The sequence below is a fragment of the Acaryochloris marina S15 genome, assembly GCF_018336915.1.
Taxonomy (GTDB): Bacteria; Cyanobacteriota; Cyanobacteriia; order Thermosynechococcales; family Thermosynechococcaceae; genus Acaryochloris; species Acaryochloris marina_A.
Map to the genome: position 1 here is coordinate 86,571 of NZ_CP064924.1, position 20,946 is coordinate 107,516.

The 20,946-nt window shown below is 44.7% G+C and carries 14 protein-coding genes and 1 pseudogene; 2 read left to right on the forward strand and 13 right to left on the reverse strand.

The annotated features are described in order from the left end of the window. Positions 1–42: 42 nt before the first annotated feature. The 10 genes from I1H34_RS27395 to I1H34_RS27440 all read right to left on the reverse strand — a co-directional run bounded on the left by I1H34_RS27395 (position 43) and on the right by I1H34_RS27440 (position 15,203). Complete coding sequence (locus I1H34_RS27395; protein ID WP_396124661.1) at positions 43–1,833, reverse strand: SLC13 family permease; 1,791 nt, start codon at positions 1,831–1,833, stop codon at positions 43–45. 37 nt (positions 1,834–1,870) lie between these two features. Beyond that, positions 1,871–3,730, reverse strand: a complete 1,860-nt coding sequence (gene hepA, locus I1H34_RS27400) for a heterocyst formation ABC transporter subunit HepA (RefSeq protein WP_212666539.1) — start codon at positions 3,728–3,730, stop codon at positions 1,871–1,873. Between the two features lie 296 nt (positions 3,731–4,026). Next, a complete protein-coding gene (locus I1H34_RS27405; protein WP_315874899.1) occupies positions 4,027–4,377 on the reverse strand; it encodes a hypothetical protein in 351 nt (116 codons plus the stop codon). A gap of 383 nt (positions 4,378–4,760) precedes the next feature. Continuing rightward, complete coding sequence (locus I1H34_RS27410) at positions 4,761–5,657, reverse strand: GGDEF domain-containing protein (protein ID WP_212666541.1); 897 nt, start codon at positions 5,655–5,657, stop codon at positions 4,761–4,763. A gap of 149 nt (positions 5,658–5,806) precedes the next feature. Beyond that, on the reverse strand, positions 5,807–8,635 hold the full coding sequence (locus I1H34_RS27415) for a cation-translocating P-type ATPase (RefSeq protein ID WP_249370245.1): 2,829 nt from the start codon (positions 8,633–8,635) through the stop codon (positions 5,807–5,809). Between the two features lie 60 nt (positions 8,636–8,695). After that, the gene (locus I1H34_RS27420) at positions 8,696–9,688 is read right to left on the reverse strand and encodes an RNA polymerase sigma factor, RpoD/SigA family (protein WP_212666542.1); all 993 of its coding nucleotides are present in this window, start codon (positions 9,686–9,688) and stop codon (positions 8,696–8,698) included. A 387-nt stretch (positions 9,689–10,075) separates the two neighbouring features. Continuing rightward, positions 10,076–11,848, reverse strand: coding sequence for a DUF389 domain-containing protein (locus I1H34_RS27425; protein ID WP_212666543.1), 1,773 nt, complete (start codon positions 11,846–11,848; stop codon positions 10,076–10,078). A 59-nt stretch (positions 11,849–11,907) separates the two neighbouring features. After that, complete coding sequence (locus tag I1H34_RS27430; protein ID WP_212666544.1) at positions 11,908–12,906, reverse strand: RNA polymerase sigma factor, RpoD/SigA family; 999 nt, start codon at positions 12,904–12,906, stop codon at positions 11,908–11,910. A gap of 151 nt (positions 12,907–13,057) precedes the next feature. Continuing rightward, positions 13,058–13,690: a PRC-barrel domain-containing protein gene (locus I1H34_RS27435; RefSeq protein ID WP_212666545.1), complete on the reverse strand. Its 633-nt coding sequence runs from the start codon at positions 13,688–13,690 to the stop codon at positions 13,058–13,060. Between the two features lie 379 nt (positions 13,691–14,069). Then, entirely contained in the window at positions 14,070–15,203 is a 1,134-nt protein-coding gene (locus I1H34_RS27440; RefSeq protein WP_212666546.1) for an ATP-binding response regulator, read from the reverse strand. Between the two features lie 121 nt (positions 15,204–15,324). Between I1H34_RS27440 and I1H34_RS27445 the strand changes: the two genes are divergently transcribed. Next, on the forward strand, positions 15,325–16,812 hold the full coding sequence (locus I1H34_RS27445) for an ATPase domain-containing protein (RefSeq protein ID WP_212666547.1): 1,488 nt from the start codon (positions 15,325–15,327) through the stop codon (positions 16,810–16,812). Here I1H34_RS27445 and I1H34_RS27450 read toward each other — a convergent pair whose 3' ends face one another. Beyond that, positions 16,813–17,919, reverse strand: a complete 1,107-nt coding sequence (locus tag I1H34_RS27450; RefSeq protein WP_212666548.1) for a sensor histidine kinase — start codon at positions 17,917–17,919, stop codon at positions 16,813–16,815. 135 nt (positions 17,920–18,054) lie between these two features. Between I1H34_RS27450 and I1H34_RS27455 the strand changes: the two genes are divergently transcribed. Beyond that, positions 18,055–18,786 carry a response regulator gene (locus tag I1H34_RS27455; RefSeq protein WP_212666549.1) on the forward strand — a complete coding sequence of 244 codons (732 nt, stop codon included), beginning with the start codon at positions 18,055–18,057 and terminating at the stop codon, positions 18,784–18,786. A 199-nt stretch (positions 18,787–18,985) separates the two neighbouring features. Here the strand turns inward: I1H34_RS27455 and I1H34_RS27460 are convergent, their stop codons facing one another. Continuing rightward, positions 18,986–20,056 carry a peptidase M42 gene (locus I1H34_RS27460; RefSeq protein ID WP_212666701.1) on the reverse strand — a complete coding sequence of 357 codons (1,071 nt, stop codon included), beginning with the start codon at positions 20,054–20,056 and terminating at the stop codon, positions 18,986–18,988. Positions 20,057–20,320: 264 nt separating this feature from the next. After that, a pseudogene (locus I1H34_RS27465) lies at positions 20,321–20,482 on the reverse strand (IS1 family transposase); the annotation flags it as partial. Positions 20,483–20,946 lie beyond the last annotated feature (464 nt).

A 20,946-nucleotide genomic window follows, 5' to 3' on the forward strand; every position in this document is an offset into this window, starting at 1 on the left:
GGTCGTCCTTCGGGGTGATCTCATTAATTGGATCTCGTAGGTCTAAAGACCATAAAATCTAACAATTAAGAGAGGGGTCATCATTGCCATCAAAATATTCAGTGGTAAACCAATTCGGATGAAATCATAGAATTTATAACCACCTGGACCATAAACCATCATGTTGGTTTGATATCCAATCGGGGTCATATAACTATTCGAAGCCGCAAAGGTAATGGCGAAAATCAAGGCCAGTGGATTAAGGTTTAATGCCTTGGCTACCTCTACAGCTAGAGGAATGATCAGAATCACCGCAGCGTTGTTTGAGATAATTTCGGTCAGAACCGAGGTAAACATATAGAACAATACCAATACCCAAAAGCCAGGTAAATTGTGGCTGATTGAAACAAGAGGTCGGGCTAGCCACTGTGTTGCTCCTGATTTGTCCATAGCGATACCTAACGGAAGCAATCCTGCTAAGAGGAAGATTACGTCCCAGCGAACAGCTTCGTAAAGTTCTCCAGGCTTGAGACAGCCTGTGATTACCATCGTCAGTACACCTACGAGAGTAGAGACTAGGATAGGTATCCAGTGGAATGCAGCTGCACCAATAACTAAGACAAGGATGGAGATCGCAATGCCAGCTTTTTCGGAGCGTAACATTTCCACATCACGGGGTTCCATTACTAATAAGTCGCGGCTGGTGTGAAGTCCGACTAGGCTGTCTCGGGGGCCTTGAACCAGCATTACATCACCAAATTGGATTGGGACTTGGCCCAAGCGATCGCGCACCAGCTCCTTGCCTCGGCGCAAGGCCAGCACCGTCACGTTGTACTGCTGACGAAACCTCAAATCCTTAAGGGTAAAACCAATTAACTGAGCGGTTGAGAGCACTAAAACTTCCGCGATCATCTCTGCTCCAGAACTCAAATTCTTTTCAATGCTTTCCCGCTTGAACTTAGCTACCGGTAGAATCTCAAGTCCCCGTTGATCATTAAGACTAAGTAATTCATCGCGGTGGCCTCGGACAAGTAAAATATCTTGAGCCTGGAGAGACAAGTCCACGAGGGGTTGGGTGAAACGCTCTCCCGCACGGATCAACTCCAGCACATCCAGATCGAATTTACGCTGTATTTGAGTAGAGCGCAGCGTTTGCCCCACAAGGCTAGAGTGAGGGGGAATCGTCACTTCACTCACATACTCTTTCAGATCAAAATCGGAGAAGGAAAGGTTGGCCGTTTTTCGATGGGGTAGGATTTTCGGGGCAGCAATGGCCAGGAAAATTAATCCAATGATAAAAGTGACTATTCCTAATTGGGTAAACTGAAACAGAGAAAATTCACCATAGCCCAAATCTCTGGACACACCACTGGCTAGGATATTAGTGGAAGTCCCAATCCCCGTCATCATCCCTCCCATGATGGTGATGTAAGACAGGGGAATGAATAGTGTAGACGGTGAAATATTCTGCTTTTTAAACCAATCTTCTACAACAGGCAGAAAAACTGCCACCACTGCCGTATTGTTAATGAACGCCGTGATCGGCCCAACTAACAACCCCATGACTACAATTTGCCGCGAAGGATGTCGACCTCCCCAGTGAATCAATCCATCTCGCATCACCTGGATGATACCTGTTTTGGTAACCCCAGCACTGAGGATAAACATCAGCATTACAGTCACCGTGGCTGGATTACTAAACCCTGAAATCCCTTCTTCAGGAGTGACCAATCCTAAAAGCATCAATACAGCAGTCACCATTAATGCAGTGATATCGACTGGATACCACTCTGCAATAAAGAAGATAAGGGCTAAGCTGATGATGCCTAATGTCAAAAACTTGGGCTCTTGCAGTACCTCTATGGCAATACCATTAGCCCACAACAGGGCATTAGACATGGCTGGGTTGCTTATATTGCATCTGATGAAAATGCCACAGTTGGCCTCGTTGGTCGAGTAGCGCTTGATAAGTACCTTGCTCGACAATTCGCCCTTTTTCTAGCACGACAACCTGATCAGCATTCGCAATGGTAGATAAACGGTGAGCAATGGCAATGACTGTTCTTCCAGCAACCAATTTCATCAACGACTCTTGGATCAATTGCTCTGTGACCGAATCGAGGGCACTGGTGGCCTCATCCAAAATCAAAATTTCGGGATTTCTCAAGAGTGCGCGGGCAATTGCAATCCGTTGACGTTGTCCACCGGACAGGCGAATGCCCCGATCACCCAGCTGAGTGTCGAACCCCTCGGGCATCTCACGAATAAATTTGAGGGCATTAGCCTGATCAGCAGCCTGTTGTACTTCTGAATCGGTGACATCAAATAGTCCATAGGCAATATTGTCGTGGACAGAGGCATTGAAGATATAAGTCTCCTGACTAACGATTGCCATCCGATCACGCAACGTCTTAACCTTGAGCCGTCGGAGATCAACGCCATCCACAAGAATTTGACCTTCTATTGGGTCAAAGAATCGCGGAAGCAAATCAGCTAGAGTAGATTTACCCGCCCCCGAGGCTCCCACTAGAGCAGTCACCTGACCTTTCTGAATTTCTAAATTTAGATTGTCTAGAACAAGTCGATCTGACTCATAGCCAAAGCTGACATCAACGAACCGTATGGCACTGTGCAACCCTTGAAAGGGAATAACACCATCTTCTAGAGTAAATTTAGGTTTCTTCGCCAATAGTTCACTTACATTCCGTAGTGATCCCTGCAAACTGATCAAATTAACCCGAGAATCAGAGAGTTGAGCAATGAGGGGCAATGTGCGTGAAACCACAAATAAAAAAGCTAACAATGTGGATGCTTGTAGTGCTCCACCCGCTATCAAAATTGTGTAAGCCGAAGTAATAAGAACAATTAGAAGTGTACTGGTAATCCCTCGGGAGATTGGCTGCACCTTGAGCATATCTTGCGTCATCTCCTGGGCAGTGTTCAAGATATGATCAGCAGCTTGGTAATAGCGTCGGCGTTCAAAATTTTGAGTATTGCAGGCGTGAACTGTACGGATGCCATAGATAAACTCTAAAGTAATCGCTGTAAATTGCTTGTTTGCTTGAGGGACAGCAAAACTGGTGTTTCTAACCTGGCGCTGCAGCACTTGTAGCCCCCAAGATAAAATTCTCACAAACAAGAATGTTGCTAGAGATAACTGCCATGACAGCATCACCATAGAAACGCCATAGCCTAGTAACAAAGACTGTTGTGTAACCATCATGGCAACAGTCATTAAAGCTTGTTGAATCTGGTTTATCTCACTGGTGAGTGTGTTGGTTAGTGAACCCGTATCAGAGACTAAATAGTAACTGAGGCTAAACCTTTGGAGCTGCTCAAATAATTTTTTGCGGAGGCGGTTGACGAGCCCGAGAGCGGTAAACCGGAAATATAGCTGTCCCCAGAAAGAACCAAATATCTGAAGCCAGGTTACCATCAAGGTCAAACCGGCCAGACGATATACACGCTGACTTGCTGAAGTTTGAATTCCCAAGAAACCCATATCAATCCAATCAATTCGTGTTTGCAAAGGGGGAGCGTGAGGGGAAGTGAGTCCTTGGAGCAATGCCCCAATCAAGCCAATACTCAAGGCAGCCATCAAAGCAGACAAAAAAGAACATAATAGAGCTAACACAAGGTAACGACGATAATATTTCAGCTCTCGCAGAATCAATTCATGTTCCTGCCATAAGTGGGTTGCTTTCAGTACATTACGAATGGCTATAGGCAGTTGCAATTGCAGTCTTAGCATTTAGTTTTCATAAGACTAGACTGAAGGGGCAGTCAGCTTTGATACAGGCCATATCCCTTGATCTAAAATGGGGGTCTACGTCATGCCAATTGAATTTACTTCGGGTACTTTCCCCGCTGCTTGCAGCGAAGGAATTAGCTCACAATCTAAACCGAAGGTTTGGGAGTGAAACTCTTTTCATACCCCGACTGCTTTCAGCGGGGTAGTTGATTATTTAACCTGGAGATATAAACAATCTAGAGGCCATATCTCCAGGGTTTAAGTATTTATGTTTATAGTGTTTCCGTAAACTAGAATTATTGTGCTTCAAATGCCCTTTGGCTGTCGCAAGTCAACGGACAAGCAGCAAAAATAGCTGGAGTCTGTTTGTTTGTCTTTGGATTGAGCCAAAGCAAGCCAGGAGATTGATGTGGGTGTATCCCCCAAACCGTAAGTGAACCTGCAGCGCCCAGCAAGATGATCACATTAGCTGTCAAAATAAAGCCTGCAACTAATGCAATTGAACTCATTGGCAACACAATCTGCAAACCTAGAGCCAGTAATGCACCACTAATAAAAATGAGTGCCACAACAGGAAACCCCACCACTAACCAACAGACGGTAAGCGTAAAAACCCAGATTAAAAAGCATTTTATTGTTTCTCCCAAAGACCAATTCGGGAAGGCTAAAGAGTTCGATGAGATCATAGTTTTCCCTCAAGTTTGGTAGGATATTATTTTTAAAAAACAGCGTTTAGCCGACCTGTCACAGAGCACTTATGTTTAGAATCTTCCCCTTTATACTGCCGACGACTAAGGACTTAATATCTTTGATTGGCTCAAACTCCTTTCTACACAAGACTTTTAGTCTCAATAAAAAAGTAAATCTTTAACTCGTTCGGAGTACAACTATTTCTGAAGGTAGGCTATTTCTTTAGAATAGTGGGGCAATGTGTCATATACATGTGAAACGTATGCCATGTTCATGACTCAGAGGCAGTCAGTTTGATAAATGGAGATTTACCCCCTAATATTACGTAGCTGATCGCGGATCAAAATTTGGGGCTAGCAGGGCTCTTTTGGATTAGGACTGTTTGTGTTGTGTCGTTACCATTTGCGTATGCAACCGCATTTTTACCCGCTGATTTCGCGGTATACATGAGTTTGTCTGCAGCTTGAATCAGCTCATCAATAGAATTGGGCGTATATTCAACAATTAAGACACCCATGCTGCAGGTGACAGGCCATTGATGCTTTTCCATTTCTTCAAGTAGAATTTTCTGCAATCTGGCAACTATATGCTTGACTTCTGTCTCTTCAGGTATGTGCAGGAGAGCTGCAAACTCATCCACTCCTATACGAGCAACAAGATCAGTTTCTCGTAAGCAGTCACTCAGAATATCCGAGACGATTGAAAGAAGGACATCTCCGGTGTGATGTCCCCATTGATTGTTAATGGTCTTAAAGTTATCTAGATCCAAATAAAGAAGCGCGAAAGGACAGTGGTAGCGCTTAAATCGCTGGACTTCCATATTGACGGCGTGATAGAAGGCTCTGTGGTTCAACAGCTTCGTCAAGGGATCTGTTCGAGCGAGTTGGCGCTCGGACTCTAGAATCAGCCTCTGTTCAGCCAGCAAAGAGGCAACAACCATAAAAAAGCCTAAACGTGTTAAGGCATTCCAATACAACAGATAAGACTGGGAAAACTGCAACCCGGCAAGTCTGTTAGTCGCCAGCCATAGTGCAGCACTCACTAAAGACATTATGAAACCACTCCTACGACTAATACCCCAGGCTACGAGAGTAACTGGTAGTAAGTAGAAGATAGAAAAGGATAGTTCAAATCCTGTCCAGTAATCCATCACGCCTATGATGAGCAAGGCAAATGTGGCGATTCCCCATAAAAGTGGTTTAGAACTCTGCTCAATTAATAAGAGTAAAGTTCTCATTACAGCTCTCCAGACAACTAATAATTCGTGATCACAAAATGGTTCGGTTATGTTTGAGTGGAACGACTCAACTGCATCAGCAATGAAGGTCTATCCCTATTAGACTAGGGGGAGAAATCTTGAGTCTTCAGAACATTCCAATACATGCTCTAATGTATATTGCTCAGCCTCCGATGATGCCACCAACGCGACACCACTTTCTCAAGTTCAATCCAAACAAACATGAGAGTACTAAACCCCAAACAAATCAGCAACTCTAACCCACTTAAAGGATGGACATCGAAAAAAGTTTGGAGAAAAGGGACGTATAGAACTAACAATTGCAACAAAGTGGTTATGGTGACAGCTCCCAGCAGGAAAGGATTGGATAAGGGATTGAGCTGAAACGTTAGCTGAGTATCAGAGCGTACCGCTATCGCATGACCCATCTGCGCCAGACATAAGGTCGTAAAGACCATCGTTTTCCAAGTGTTTGGATCACCTGGGTAGCCCGGTGCTTGGGTATAGCTGTATGCCCAGATCATCAGACTAATCGTCAAGATAGACAGCATCAAACCAATGCGGACCATATACCATCCCAGACCACGGGCAAAAATGCTTTCACGGGGATTATGGGGAGGTCGTTGCATCACACCTGCTTCAGCAGGTTCCATCGCTAGCGCCAAAGCGGGTAATCCATCAGTAACTAAATTCATCCATAGGATTTGAAGTGGGGATAAGGGAACGCCACCTAGTCCCAGCAGGGGAGCCGACGCAATGGTAATTACCTCGCCAATGTTGCTACCGAGAATGTACTTAATGAAACGGCGAATGTTGCTGTAAATGACCCTTCCTTCCTCAGTAGCTGCAACGATGGTGGCAAAGTTATCGTCTAGGAGAATCATATCGCTGGCTTCTTTACTGACATCGGTGCCAGTGATTCCCATGGCAATGCCAATATCTGCCTGCTTAAGTGCTGGGGCATCATTTACACCATCTCCCGTCATAGCAACAAAGGCATGGCGACGCTGCAAAGCTTGGACAATCTGAAGTTTGTGCTCCGGTGCTACACGAGCATATACGCTCACCCGTTCAACCTGATATTCAAGTTCTTGGGGAGATAGTTGGGCCAACTCTTGCCCACTTAATACTTCATCTCCGGGTTGGGCAATGCCAATGTCTTGAGCAATGGCCATGGCCGTGAGCTGATGGTCACCCGTAATCATTACGGGTCGAATCCCGGCTCGGCGACAACGAGCAACAGCAGCTTTAGCTTCAGGACGAGCCGCATCTAAAATACCCACCAGTCCTAACCAAATCAGATCTTGCTCAACATGGTCTAGCGTTGCTGGATCAGGGGGGGCTGATAAGGCTTTATAAGCTATCCCCAGCACCCTTAGTCCTTTGCTGGCCATCGTATTATTCTGGGTGAGGATGCGTTCTCGCTGAGTAGCCGTCATTCCCTGCGCAGATGCCTTAAGCTGCACCTGACGACATTGCTGCAATACTAACTCTGGGGAGCCCTTCATAAATAAGGAGTAAGGCTGAGTAAACCCTAGATTATCGTCTTGAGACAGTATGGTCTCGCAAATGACACTCATCCGTTTTCGCTCGGATGTAAAAGGGATTTCGGCTAAGCGGGGAAAAGCATTTTGCAATTCAATCGGCCCCAGACCCGCTTTACTTGCAAGAACCAAGAGTGCTCCTTCAGTTGGGTCACCCATAATAGCCCATTTACCATTCTCCTTTTGCAGCGCCGCATCATTACATAGAGAGCTAGCCATCAGCAGCATTTCTAGCTCAGGATATTGTGCAGATAATACGGCTTGCCCCTGATTAATGAATTCGCCGATAGGCTCATACCCTATGCCACTAACTTCAAAGTCGTCTAGAGCCAGCTGAATCTGCTGGGCCACCATTTTGTTCTGAGTGAGAGTCCCCGTTTTATCCGAGCAGATAGTGGTGACAGATCCAAGCGTCTCCACAGCAGGGAGTTTCCGAATTAGGGCTTGGCGACGGACCATGCGCTGGGTTCCGAGTGCCAGCGTTACTGTAATTACGGCAGGTAGACCCTCTGGAACTACTGCCACTGCCATGCTCAGTGAAACCTCCAGTAGATCATCAACTAAGCTAAAGTTTCCCTCCCGCAAGATACCACCTAGGACGATGAATCCCACTAGCACCATAGATCCAGTAACCAAGACATTCCCCAACTGCCCCATGCGTTGCTGTAAGGGGGTCGGCTCAGTTTCCACGGATTGCAGCATTGCCGCAATCCGCCCTAGTTCTGTGCCCATGCCTGTAGCAGTAACAATTGCAGTCCCTCGCCCTTGAATCACCTCTGTCCCTCGAAAGACGAGATTATGACGATCTCCTAGAGCTGTATCTTCCGGCAAAGTCAAGTTAGTCTGCTTGGTCACGGCCTCTGCTTCACCCGTCAAGGCCGATTCACGGATTGAAAGGCTAGCCGTACTCAATAACCGACCATCAGCAGGTACCTGTACTCCTGCTCCTAGGAAAATGATATCCCCAGGTACTAACTCTTTGGAATCTACTTCCATCTCCTGGCCTTGGCGAACTACCCGAACCCGAGCTGAAGTCATAGATTTTAGGGCAGCCAGAGCCTGCTCCGCCCGACTTTCCTGCACAAAGCCTAGCCAACCGTTGAGCAGCACAATGGCTGAGATCGCGACGGCATCCTTAGGAAATTGACGATCCTGTAGATCCAACACAGCTGAAACTATGGCGACAGCGATCAACATCAATAACATGATGTTTTTGAATTGATCGATCAAGATATCCCAAGTTGAGCGACCTGCAGCTTCTTGTAACTCATTGTGGCCATACTGTTGTTGTCGATATATGACTTGATCTAGGGTGAGACCTTGGAGTTGATCGCTCTCTAAGTTGTGCAGAATAGATTTGACATCAAGGGTATGCCAAGTTGATGTTGGTGGTTGCTCTAATTTCTGCAGTGGGGTTGAGGAGACTATAGTCACAATGCTTTCCTCAGGCAAAAGTAGCCTTAGTGATTCTCGAAGTAATGATTAATTTGAATGTCAGCTCACAAAATAGTCAGCAATATCAGGATTACTCTTTTGCAGGCGATCAATCGCATCTTTTAGGAGTTGGCGCACCCGTTCACGACTAATGTCCATTTGACGACCGACTTCAGCCAAGGAACGCTCATTGCCATCCAACAAACCATATCGAAGTGTTATGGCCTCTCGCTGTTGGATTGTTAGGATTGCCAATAAAAAATGGATAATACTGGGTAGGGTTTGCTGATTAACAAATTCTTCTGGCAATGGATCTTCGGATTCAATAAACTCAGCAAGGGAACAATCTTGGTCTTCACCCACTTTTATATCTAATGACAGAGTATGGAATGAGAGACGAAGATATTCTCTCACTTTTTCAGGGGCAAGGGAGAGGGCTTGAGCAATTTCTTCTGTCGTTGGAATACGGCCTAAAGATTGTGATAATTCCCGCCGCGTTTTCTTAATCTTATTGAAGTGTTCGGTTAAATAAATGGGTAGCCTGATTGTGCGGCCCTGATCTGCGATCGCGCGGGTAATCCCTTGCCGAATCCACCAGTAGGCATAAGTCGAGAAGCGATAGCCTCGCTTTGGATCATATTTTTCCGCTGCTCTGCCTAGACCCAAGGTTCCCTCCTGAATCAGATCCAGGAGCTCTAAATTACGGTCATTGTATTTTTTGGCAATGACAACAACAAGACGTAAGTTGGCTGTAATCATTTTCTGTTTGGCCTTACGACCCTGCTCAAGCTGCGATTCTAGTACTGTTGACTCCAAATGAGCAGCTTGTGCCCAAGTTTGAATTGAAGGCTCAATCCCAGCTTCATTAGTCAACTGGTCCCTCAGATCCAACAACGCCATCATCGTTTGAACTTCTCTGCCCAATTGCAATTCTTGGTCTGGAGTTAATAGAGGGTATCGGCCAATGTCACGAAGGTATTGGCGAACATTATCTACTGAGTTGTTACGCTTGCTAGCCCGATACTGAGTTAAGGGGTGAGTGACTGGTGTCATGATTGTCATCTCTCTGACTTGAAATAGAGTTTGATTGCTCTGTTCCTAGAAAAATTAAGGCTTTTAGTGATGTGAGAAGGGAATCTCCCTTGTGGTAGTGAAGAATGTTCTCTGCCAAAATATCTAAATAGACTCGAATGTTGGCAATTAATGCTTACTTAGAAAATTACAAGTACTGAATGCTATATGAGGAGTGAAGTTCCTTTCAAAATGAGAATATATACAATACATCTATTGAATAAGAACTTGTCCGAGACAGAATCGACCTCAAGACCAAAAATATAGATTTGACTCAGCCAAATGGACTAGTCCGCTTGGCAGTTGACTATAATCACTGGGGACAGGTTTGACGGGTATCAAAAAAAATGACCGTTAACTCAAAGAACATCAGCGTTTAAAGATGATTTTGAGAAACACTTTAGGGCGTTCTCCACGCCTAAGTTCTGGTCCTGATCGATTGTTGATACGATTCTTATCAACTTGCCATTTTTTAGCTAGAACTGTTTTAATGGCCTGGAATCGATTAACATTCATCACTGAACTTTCCAAGCTTTCCGCTCTAGCTACGATATCTACACTCAACTCAGGTTGCTGTTGTAGAATTTGGCCGACCTGATTCAGTTTCTGTTGATTCTCAGAGGAGAGGGTGGAAAGATCAAAGTCAAAGGTCAGCTGGTCAGGAGACGTAGGCACTCGCTCTAAAACTATCTGAGCTGTGGGTGTACTTAGACGATTTCGTAAATCTTCTCTTAGTAAAGTTTGGGCATCTCGATCAATATCCCGATCACTGAGATAGAAAATTTTAAGGGTGAGGGGAATTATGGCACTGGTGCTAGCTTCATGTCGTAAGAGCTGGGCAGGCGTTGGTAGAACCAATTCCCCTAATGCAGTATTCACGGTTTGTAGAAACTTTACTTGAGTCTGAGGAACCGTCAATGGTGGAGGAGTGCTTGGAGCTATAGGTTCCGGCAACACCTGATCGCCAGATAATTGCGCTAACAGCTTATTCGATGCAGTCAGAATTTCGATCAGCTGGATATCCAAGGACTCCACTGAACGCCCTAACTGGCGAGCTAAGGTTTCTCTGAAAGTTTGGCGTTCACCGAAAGTATAGGGGTCACTAGTGAATACGGTCAGTTGCAACGTCAGTTTGTCATCGGTCGCGGCAGTTATTAACTGGCTTATATAGGATCGGGGTTCTCCTGATGAGGATTTGGCAAACTCTTTTTGCCAAATTGTTGTGGTCAGGCTTTTCAGTCGATTATCTTCCTGTTTTTGAGCTAACTCTGCCTGTAATCGTAGAAAGGCTTGATTGAGGGGAATTAATAAGAGGACGATCGGGAGTAACATGACTACTAACCGACTAGGCAAACTGCCAATTTTTTGCAACCGACTAGTTAACGGCAAGCGAGCTAAAAAGGTCTGGACCCATTGGCTTTCGGGATCTTGAGCATGCCATGAACGAACCTGAGTTTTTACCTCTGGTATGCCTATATTAAGAGCCAGAAACACCAACATGGACATAAAAGTAATTGCCGCTAAGTTGGTGAGAAACAACAATCCACCTCCTCGGGCAACTTGAAAACCGCTTGTAACAGTAATGTCAGGACTTAATCCAATGCCAATGCCATAACCGACAACACAGAGGGGTGGCATGAGTGCCACTGCGATCGCAACACCTGGAATTGACGTAACAACTCCTTTCGGTTCTTTAGCTGTGGCAATCGATCCCAATGCTCCAGAAAATAACGCAATAAATAAATCTAAGGCATTGGGCTGGGTACGAGCCGCAATCTCAGATGTGAGTTCTTTAAAGGGGATGATGGTAATTATGATTACAGCAAAAGCAATAGCAACCGTACAGCTCACCGCCAAATTGACAATGGCCCTTGTCCCTAAAATTAAATCGCCAACCGCGAAAGCCAAACCATTGGCTAGAATGGCACCCATCAGTGGCGAAATCAGCATGGCACCAATAATCACTGCTGGACTATTGAGGACCAAGCCGAAAGTAGCAATGCCTGCTGAAAACAGTACCTGTAACCAATAACTGAGATCTCCCAAACTCACTGAATCGAGAAGGCTGTGATAAATTTCTGCTTTGCGGCGAGGACTGATCTCTAGATGATCAGCCAGCCAATTGCGAAGATGTACTGCCATTAAACTGATTCGCCCTTTCTTACAGGAAAGCTAGGATGAACATAAGCTCGATTTAGTGATCAGCTAGCGAGAAAGTCCTGCATGCCTTCCTTATGCTTTTGCAGATTTTTAATCGCTTGCTGCTGTATCTGGCGCACTCGCTCTCTACTCACACCCATCCGTCGACCAATGGCCGCGAGCGTATGTACCTGTCCGTCAATCAAGCCATATCGAAGAATTAGAACGTCTCGCTGTTGGTTGGGAAGTGAATCCAATAATTGATTGATAGATTGATAAAACAATTGCTGTGTAACTAATTGTTCAGGTTGCGGCCCCTCAGATTCTATAAAATCACCCACTGTCTGGTCCTGATCATCACCCACTCTGTGATCGAGGGAAAGCGTATGTTGAGCGATACGCAAAGACTCTAGAACTTCCTCGACGCCAATTGATAACTCTTTCCCAATCTCTGCCGGTGTTGGACTTCGGCCTAAGGATTGAGAAAGTTGTCGCTGAGCGCGCTTGATCTTATTAAGCTTTTCAAAACAATGGACGGGGAGGCGAACAGTACGACCTTGTTCCGCAATTGCGCGAGTAATTCCTTGCCGAATCCACCAATAGGCATAGGTCGAAAATCGATACCCCCGTTGAGGGTCAAACTTTTCAACAGCTCTTGCCAGTCCCAACGTTCCCTCTTGTATGAGATCGAGAAACTCCAGATTACGGTCTTGGTATTTCTTGGCTATGACAACGACCAAGCGTAGATTGGCAGTGATCATTCTCTGTTTGGCCTGTTGCCCCTGTGCCAGTTGTTCCTCAAGTAAGCTTATTTCGCACTGAGCTTCCTCAGCCCATATTTGCAAAGAAGGGGCCACTCCAAGGCTTTGAGTCAGCTGTTCTTTGAGAGCTTGTAGTGACACCATAATCTGAACTTGTCTGCTCAATTGTAATTCTTGGGCATGAGTGAGTAAGGGCACCCGTCCAATTTCCCGCAAGTAAAGACGCACATTGTCGGTAACTATTTTCTGTTTTCCAACTCCAGATTGGTTATGTTTGGAGCGTTTGATGAGTTCTGTCATGAAGTCTTCTCTCTAACATGGAATGAAGTTTTGGGAATTTGGACAACAGAGAAAGATAATCGGCTGTGCCTTATCACAAAGCTGAAAAATTACATAACACATCAAAAAATGACTAGCCCAATTTAAAGCTATGCCTCTATTCATCAGATCCTTATCCTGTCGTTTGAAGACATGGGATGTAAGAATCTAGCGATCTGTTCATCTCGTTCCCTATAGCGATGTCGGGCAAAAGATGAGTGATGCTTCTATTGAGACTCAGACTGCCATGATGATTGGACGTTGATGGAGGGGGAATCGTTCTTTCAATGTCATCTTGATGAATGAGCCAAAGCCGTCCTTCTTGATATGCTGTTGGCAGCATCTTTTGTAAAACTTTGCAGGAATTATCATCTTCGTTGTGCAACCAGAGGTAATCCAAAACCTTCCCAGTTTTGGCATTGAAACGATAATCAACCAGATGTCCCACATTCTTCCCAGAACAGTCTCGGATTGGATCGCCAAGTTGATAGTCCACTGAAAGTGTAGGTTGAACTACAAATAAAGAATCATCAGAAACGGTCACCCAAATCCCTATTTCGTCAACAGCTTCCACATCTTCCCAAGGAAGAGATTGCAAGGTTTTATCCCAGTGCCATGAGCGATAAGTAAGTCCAAATACTTGGTGTTGATCTTTATCAAGCCAAATTTGTTCTACCCGGCCTAGAACTTTGCCGGTTTCAGCATCTAAGACCGAGTAGTTTAGAAGGGATTTGAAAAATACAACTTGGATAGAAGACAAAACCATAGTTCTCCTCCATTAGGAGCAAATAAAGCAGAATAATCTAATAGAAGAATTTTTCGACTCGATTGATCTAATTATTAAGAGGTAGATCGATGGCTATAGACTAGGATGGCTTGACAAGAAATACGGATCAATAGAGTAATCGAAACCCATTCAGCAATGACCAAACACAGCAAACCAATTGCTAAAAACCAAAGACTCATGATCCTTAGAAGGTTAAAACCCACCGGAGGTTGAATATAATCGGCCTATGTCTAATAAAGACGTTGGAAGATGTGATTTGAGAGAACTTCAAGATCGGTTGTAATAATGCAGTATTCCTATTTAATTTCAAAGCTTGTTTAAACACATCCATCCTATGTCTTTAAATCAAGATTGCAACTCATCCATTTGGACTAGTCCGCAAGGGTAGTCGTACAGTCATATTCGTTCCTTGATCCACTGCACTACTAACTTCAATATGTCCGTTGTGGAGTTCTACACATTGTTTGACAATTGCAAGTCCTAGACCGCTTCCCGGTAATCGTCCAACATTGGCTGCTCGATAAAATGGTTCAAATAGATGTTGTTGATCCTCCCAGGGAATCCCAATCCCTGAATCTTGGACTTGAAATTCAATCTGGCTTTCAAGGTAGGCAAGTCGTAACTGGACCTCATCCCCATCAGGTGAGTACTTGATCGCATTCGTCAGTAAGTTTCCCAAAATGTATCGTAATAATTTTTGATCTATGACTAGAGACTGCGATGTATCACAGGCATTTTTTACCTCAAATTCAAGGCGACAAGACTGAGTCGAACTGTATTTAACTTCCTCAATCAAGCGACGGCAAAATAGCTCTAAGTCTAGAGCTTCGGGTTCATAGGTGAGCTTACCTACCCCCACTCGACCCATCACTAACACATCATCCACTAATGAAGTTAGTCGCTTCAAAGAGTCTCGTATATGTTGGAAAAAATCCTGCGTTTTCTCTGTTGAGAGAGTGTTGCCCCGACCTTCCAGTAACTGGATATATCCAGAAATAGCGCCCAAGGGATTACGAAATTCATGGGACACCATAGAAACAAACTGTGATTTAAGCCGATTTAGCTCTTGTAGCTCTTCATTGGCTTGCCGCAATTGAGCATTGGCCTGTTGTAGCTCTATAGAGAACTGTCGAGTCCGTAAAAGAGTCTCCACTCGTACTTGGAGTGCGGCGATCTCAATAGGAGCAGTGACAATTTCTTCAATTACCTGCCAATACTGAGGTTTAATCGTGCTAACTTTTCCTTGGCCTACTATCAGCAGCACAGGTAAAAGTACGGGTTGTTGGGCTGATCTGAAATCCGCAATGGGTTGCCAAAGTTGTTCGAGCATTTGACCATCAACAATACATAGATCAAAGAACTCTTGCAGTAATTCATGGGACGAGTGCTTCTCTTCAGATGATACCGAGATAACTTCATGCCGTTCAGATAACTTCTCTGAGACGAATTTACTATTGGCAGATCTAGCAAATAACAATAAGATTCGAGCCATTGATTTACTGGGAAGATGTCCTAGATGATTTATTGGTTACTAAGGAATAGAGTGATAGACCTCTCAATCGTTATACTTCTCTAGTGCCATCATCTCGCAAATACACATTTTGAGTAGTCCTGTGACCAAAAGTTCTAAGAAGAAACAGACTAGTAAAACGCGGTTATCAACAGGGATATCTGGCCTAGATGAAATTCTCAATGGTGGACTCATAGCTAATCGGGCTTATTTAGTGCGCGGGGGGCCAGGGACAGGTAAAACGACTTTAGGACTGCACTACTTAACCCACCAGCTGCCCAAGGGGAAATCATCCCTGCTCATCTGTTTTGGTGAACCGGGTCACCAAATCCTAGAAACTGGATCTGACATGGACTTAGATCTAGAGTCCGTCAGTTGTCTGGATCTCAGTCCTGACTCAGCTTTTTTTACGGAGTCACAAACCTACGATTTTTTTAGCCCTGCTGAAGTGGAAAAAGATCCGATCACCCAGAAAATTGTGGATCAAGTGACGAAGTTGAAGCCAGACCGAATCTTTGTCGATTCGATGACGCAATTTCGCTACATCACTGCAGATACCTTTCAGTTTCGCAAGCAAGTATTAGCGTTTATCCGCTTTATTCTTGGCCAAGGTGCAACGGTCGTTTTTACATCAGAATGCAGTCCAGAAGAACCTGATTATGATCTGCAGTTCATGAGTGATGGGGTGATTAACTTGGGAATTACACCTACACGGCGTACTGTTGGCATCTCCAAATTCCGCAGCTCAGGATTTCAAGCAGGAAATCACTCTCTGCGGCTTGGCCCCAAAGGCATGTCTGTCTTTCCCAAGTTATTACCTGAAGCTTACAAACGTAATTTTCAACCTGAACCCCTCCCATCAGGCATTCCCGCCCTCGACAAAATGCTCCGAGGTGGCATTGAACGAGGCATGGTGACGCTATTTAGAGGGCCGAGTGGGGTAGGCAAAACCACTATTGGTCTTCAGTTCATGAAGGAAGCAGCAAGCCGTATGGAACGGTCTGTCGTCTTTACTTTTGAAGAAGATGTAGAAATTATTCTTCGACGTTCAGAAAAGCTAAAAATCCCAGCACGGGTGATGACGGAGGAAGGGTCTTTAGCTATTGTCAAAATTGAGCCCTTGCAATACACTCCCGATGAGTTTTCCAGTATTGTTCGCCATGAGGTTGAGGAGAATCATATACGTATTGTCATGATTGATAGCATCTCGGGCTATAACCTCTCCATGCAAGGAGAAGATTTTCTATCTCACCTACATGCATTGTGTAAATATCTAGCCAATATGGGGGTTGCAGTAATCCTCATCAATGAAACGGCATTATTAGATGAAGATGATAAAGGAACTGCTGATAGTTTCACTTATCTAGCCGATAATCTAATCTTGCTGAGATATGTCGATCGTCATGAAGATGGCAAGGTCGAACTACGAAAGAGCATTGGTGTCATCAAAAAGCGGTTAAGTGATTTTGAAAAAACCTTAAGGGAACTGAAGATAACACAGTACGGTGTGGAAGTGGGTCCACCCCTGACGGGACTTCAAGGAATTTTTGATGGCGATATCATCAAGTCTGAAGATGACGATGATGTTTGATTAGGCAGGAATACGGACCTTAAAACTGCTGCCTTTCCCCACTTGAGATTGCAACTCCACCGTACCTTGATGGGCCGCGACGATTTGACGGACTAGGTTCAGTCCCAACCCATTTCCCGAACAGCGATGATTACCTTGGAACTCCCGTTCAAAAACGATGGGCTGCTCGTCAGGAGAGATGCCACAGCCAGTATCTTCCACTCTCATTATTAGAGAATTGTCTTGTTTTTCCAATTGAATCTGGATGGAACCTGTATCGGTAAATTTAATTGAATTACCCACGAGATTCGTAATGACTCTTCTTAGCTCTAACCGTGCACCTGATAGATGAAAATCATGATTCAAATTGGTGTTGGACTTGGTCACTATCTTTAACTCAAGTCCCTTCTCTTCAGCCAGTGGTCTCAGTTCTTCAATCACTGACTCCGTTAGTTGTTTTACATCGAAGGTCGTATAAGCTAAAGCTTTTTGGCCCGCTTCATATTTATAAATTTCAAGTAATGTATTGGTCATTTGCAACAGATCAGAATTGCTGTCTTTCATGGTGGCAATCACTTTCTGGCAAGGATCCGGGATGGTTCCATATTTCCCACGCTCCACTAAGGTAAACATCCGATCTGCAGCCACGAGAGGAATACGTAAATCATGAGTAAGGCGATAGACAAACTCTTCCCTCATTACTGTCATTTGTTCTCGCTCATCAATACTATGTTTCAGACGCAACAGGGAGCGAACCCGAGCCAACAACTCCGTAATCTCAACGGGTTTTTTAATGAAATCATCGGCCCCTGCATCAAGTCCTTCCACTACATCCGATTGCTCTTGGGCGGTGATCAGCAATATCGGGATAAAGGGCAAGTCTTTTTGCTTGCGAATCTGTCGAGTTAGCTCTGTACCATTCATTCCCGGCATCATGACGTCCGATAAGACTAAATGAGGCAATGACATTTGAAACTGTTCGAGGGCGACTTGGCCATTCTCGGCTAAGCTCACCTGATAACCCTCCGTTTCTAGAACGGCTTGAATAAAGCAAAGATTTTCATAAGCATCATCAACCACTAAGATATGGACTTGTTGATCAACTGGATAGGGAGAAGTGACGTTCATAGGGGTGCCTCAGCAAGCTATAGTCTTGATTCTCTAAGGGATGTGGCATACTGAATGAAAGTTCCACTAGTGTATCCGACAACCTTCAGTATCCGCGTCGTCCTATTGGACTAATCTCTATAGACATAATGGTTCATGAATATCATCCGCATCGTAATTATTGAAGACCATACCCTTACCAGAATGGGATTGCTGGGAGCATTGGAGGAGCAAGATAATTTTGAAGTTGTAGGGGAAGCAGCTACGGGTAGTGAGGGATTAAAGCTGCTAGAAGACATACAGCCAGATGTCGCTATTGTCGATATTGGACTGCCTGATTTTGATGGCATTGAACTAGTTCAGCGATTTAGAAAAGTGCAATCAGAGGGTGAAGGTGCAGCCACCAAGGTCCTTATTTTGACAATGCACCATCAGGAAGTTGAAGTACTGGCTGCATTTGCGGCTGGCGCAGATTCCTACTGTGTAAAAGATACTGATATTGAGCTATTGGTTGAGGCCGTGAGTACTACTGCTGAAGGGCATTCATGGATCGATCCTGCAATTGCCAGCATTGTGCTTGAGCAGGCTCGCAAAGGGCATTTAGAAGGCACTACGACCACAAATTATAAAGGTGAATTAGATGCTGTCACCATTCATGGTTTAGATCCTGACAAAGCTCAACTTCTTCAAACTTCGCCCTTGACGGAGAGAGAGCTAGAAGTTCTTGAACTAATTGTGGGAGGACATAGCAATACTGCGATCTCAGAATCCCTATTTATGAGTATGGGTACGGTGAAAACTCACGTTCGCAATATCTTAAGTAAACTCTGTGCAAGCGATCGGACAGAGGCAGCTGTTAGAGCCCTTCGAGCTGGTTTGGTTAAATAAATCCTCTTGGAGCTTAGACATTTACTGGAGCTAGGCGGAAGGGGTGTCGGCCTAAACGTTTTGCTTTTTGAACACGTTCATGATTTATAGAATCAAATGAACCAAATTTCTAGGTTTCATAAAATTGCTACAGATTATTTACGCTTTCAGTCTGTTTTGCTATTAAGTTTCTATCTCAGTCTATGGATTCGTAATCACATCAAACCGGCTCAACATAGCTCAGGAGTAGCTGAATCATACCTGAGATCGCCGATAAGGATGCCGTTTCAGTCGCCGTATGGTACTCCGTCGTCGGAATCTGCAGCGTTGTCCCATTAATCGCCCCATCAGTTGCCGAAACTACTCGTCCCAATTCAGTCCGACCCAGGGGATAGGGCTTTTCACGAGTCTCATTCTGGATCGCAATATATTCATCTTTAAACCCATAGGACAGCCCGAACTCTTCACAGCGCTTCACTAATTCTTGAGTCATGGTTGGGGAAAATGGGCCATTAGCATCTTTATGGCGCAACGTAATCTGCTGAGCATCTGCATCTTCACGGGTGGCATAGGGACTGGTATCGAGGACTATCAGTCGCTGGGTGGTCAGACACTGTCGTTGAAACCAGGACAACGTATACCGCCAACTGCGTCCAGTCTCCTCTTGGGCGGTGAATAGCCCAGTCCCTTGAAACCCCTGTCGGAACAGATAGATCAACATTGCAGCACTGACAACGTTATCCAGTTGGGCCGAAATTAGTCCATCTTCAATCTGTAGCCGATCCAAAAAAGAAACAGGCGTTCCTGGCTGGAGAAAATCCAGTCCATCCACTTCAAAAATCAGGTTATTCCGTTCTGGGCAAATGTAGGAGTGCGTAATTTCGCCTTGGCCTAAATAGGTGCCAGTATAGGGAAAATGAGCCTGCACCCGCTGTCCTTGAAAGCGATCTTCAATGGTGTGAAGTAAATGCTCGGATGCAGAGTCTCCCATGTTCTCACCCTGGTTCCCAGCAATGAAGGCTGCATATTGAAACTCATTCGGTCCAGTACAAAGGAGTCCATGACGATCGATATGGGCAGAAAAGAATAAGCTATGGGGTCGATTTCCCTGGGCAACCAATACGCCATGATAGTGCTGTACCTCAATCCCGATTTCTTCTAATTCACGTCGCAAGACCCGGAAAAAAGAGTCTTCGTTACCAACCACTGAAGGTTCTCGAATCAGTGGCTTCAGGATATCTAAGAACTGACTAACCTCCGGGTAAGTATATCCTGCAGTCGCCACTGGCATCAATACATCCTTCCGACCTAACAAATCTAGATATTCCATATCAAAGCTCCTGGTGAACAACAGCAACATCAATGGTTAGTGGCAGTGGATAGTTCATAAACTAGTGGGGCAGATGATATCCCTAACTGAAATGCTGGAGATGGGTGCAAGTGAAGTAGAATCTTGATCCAATAATAGTAATATTTATCATTGTGCTTTGTGTCGCTGCTAGCACCTTTTCTGCTTCTGTAAAATCGTCTCGGGATAATCAGGGCACCTGATCTATTAACAAGACACACATCTAAAGCCTTTATTAGTTAGGAGTTCTAAAACGCTCAGTAGGCTTGAACAATATCCCATCTCCATTCCCGGTGTGGTCTGCTTACTGAGGCCCCAATGTGGTCTAACCAAGTGATGAATAAGGCGTTGTATATCTAGCACTCCCTGAAACACTGATTGGGCCAGGAACTTCTGTTCCCATCGGTTTTTGCCAACTCAACAAAGGCAGCAACCCTCAACTGGCATTTGAATGACATTTAAATGAAATAGCTTTGACACATAGTTTCGTTAAAGTCATTCGTATAAATGAAAGTGTCAGCTACTTGATAACTCATCATAATTGATACTTTCCTATGAAGAGTACAAAAAAGAGAGTTATGATACCTCACCCTGATCTACCCATAAACGGTACTCCCCTCAAATATAAACCCCTTAGCGTAACAAAATGTGACTTATCAATAGCAACTTTCGCTCAGCATCGCCTCACTGGACAGTGGTATGACTTGACAGCTCACAAGAGGGCTCTTGACCTATCCTATAACTTTGCCTTCTATAAACGCGGCCTCAAGCAAAAATCACACATACAATCCCTAAGTACACCTAGCAAACTATCGGAGATTTGACTTTTTTCG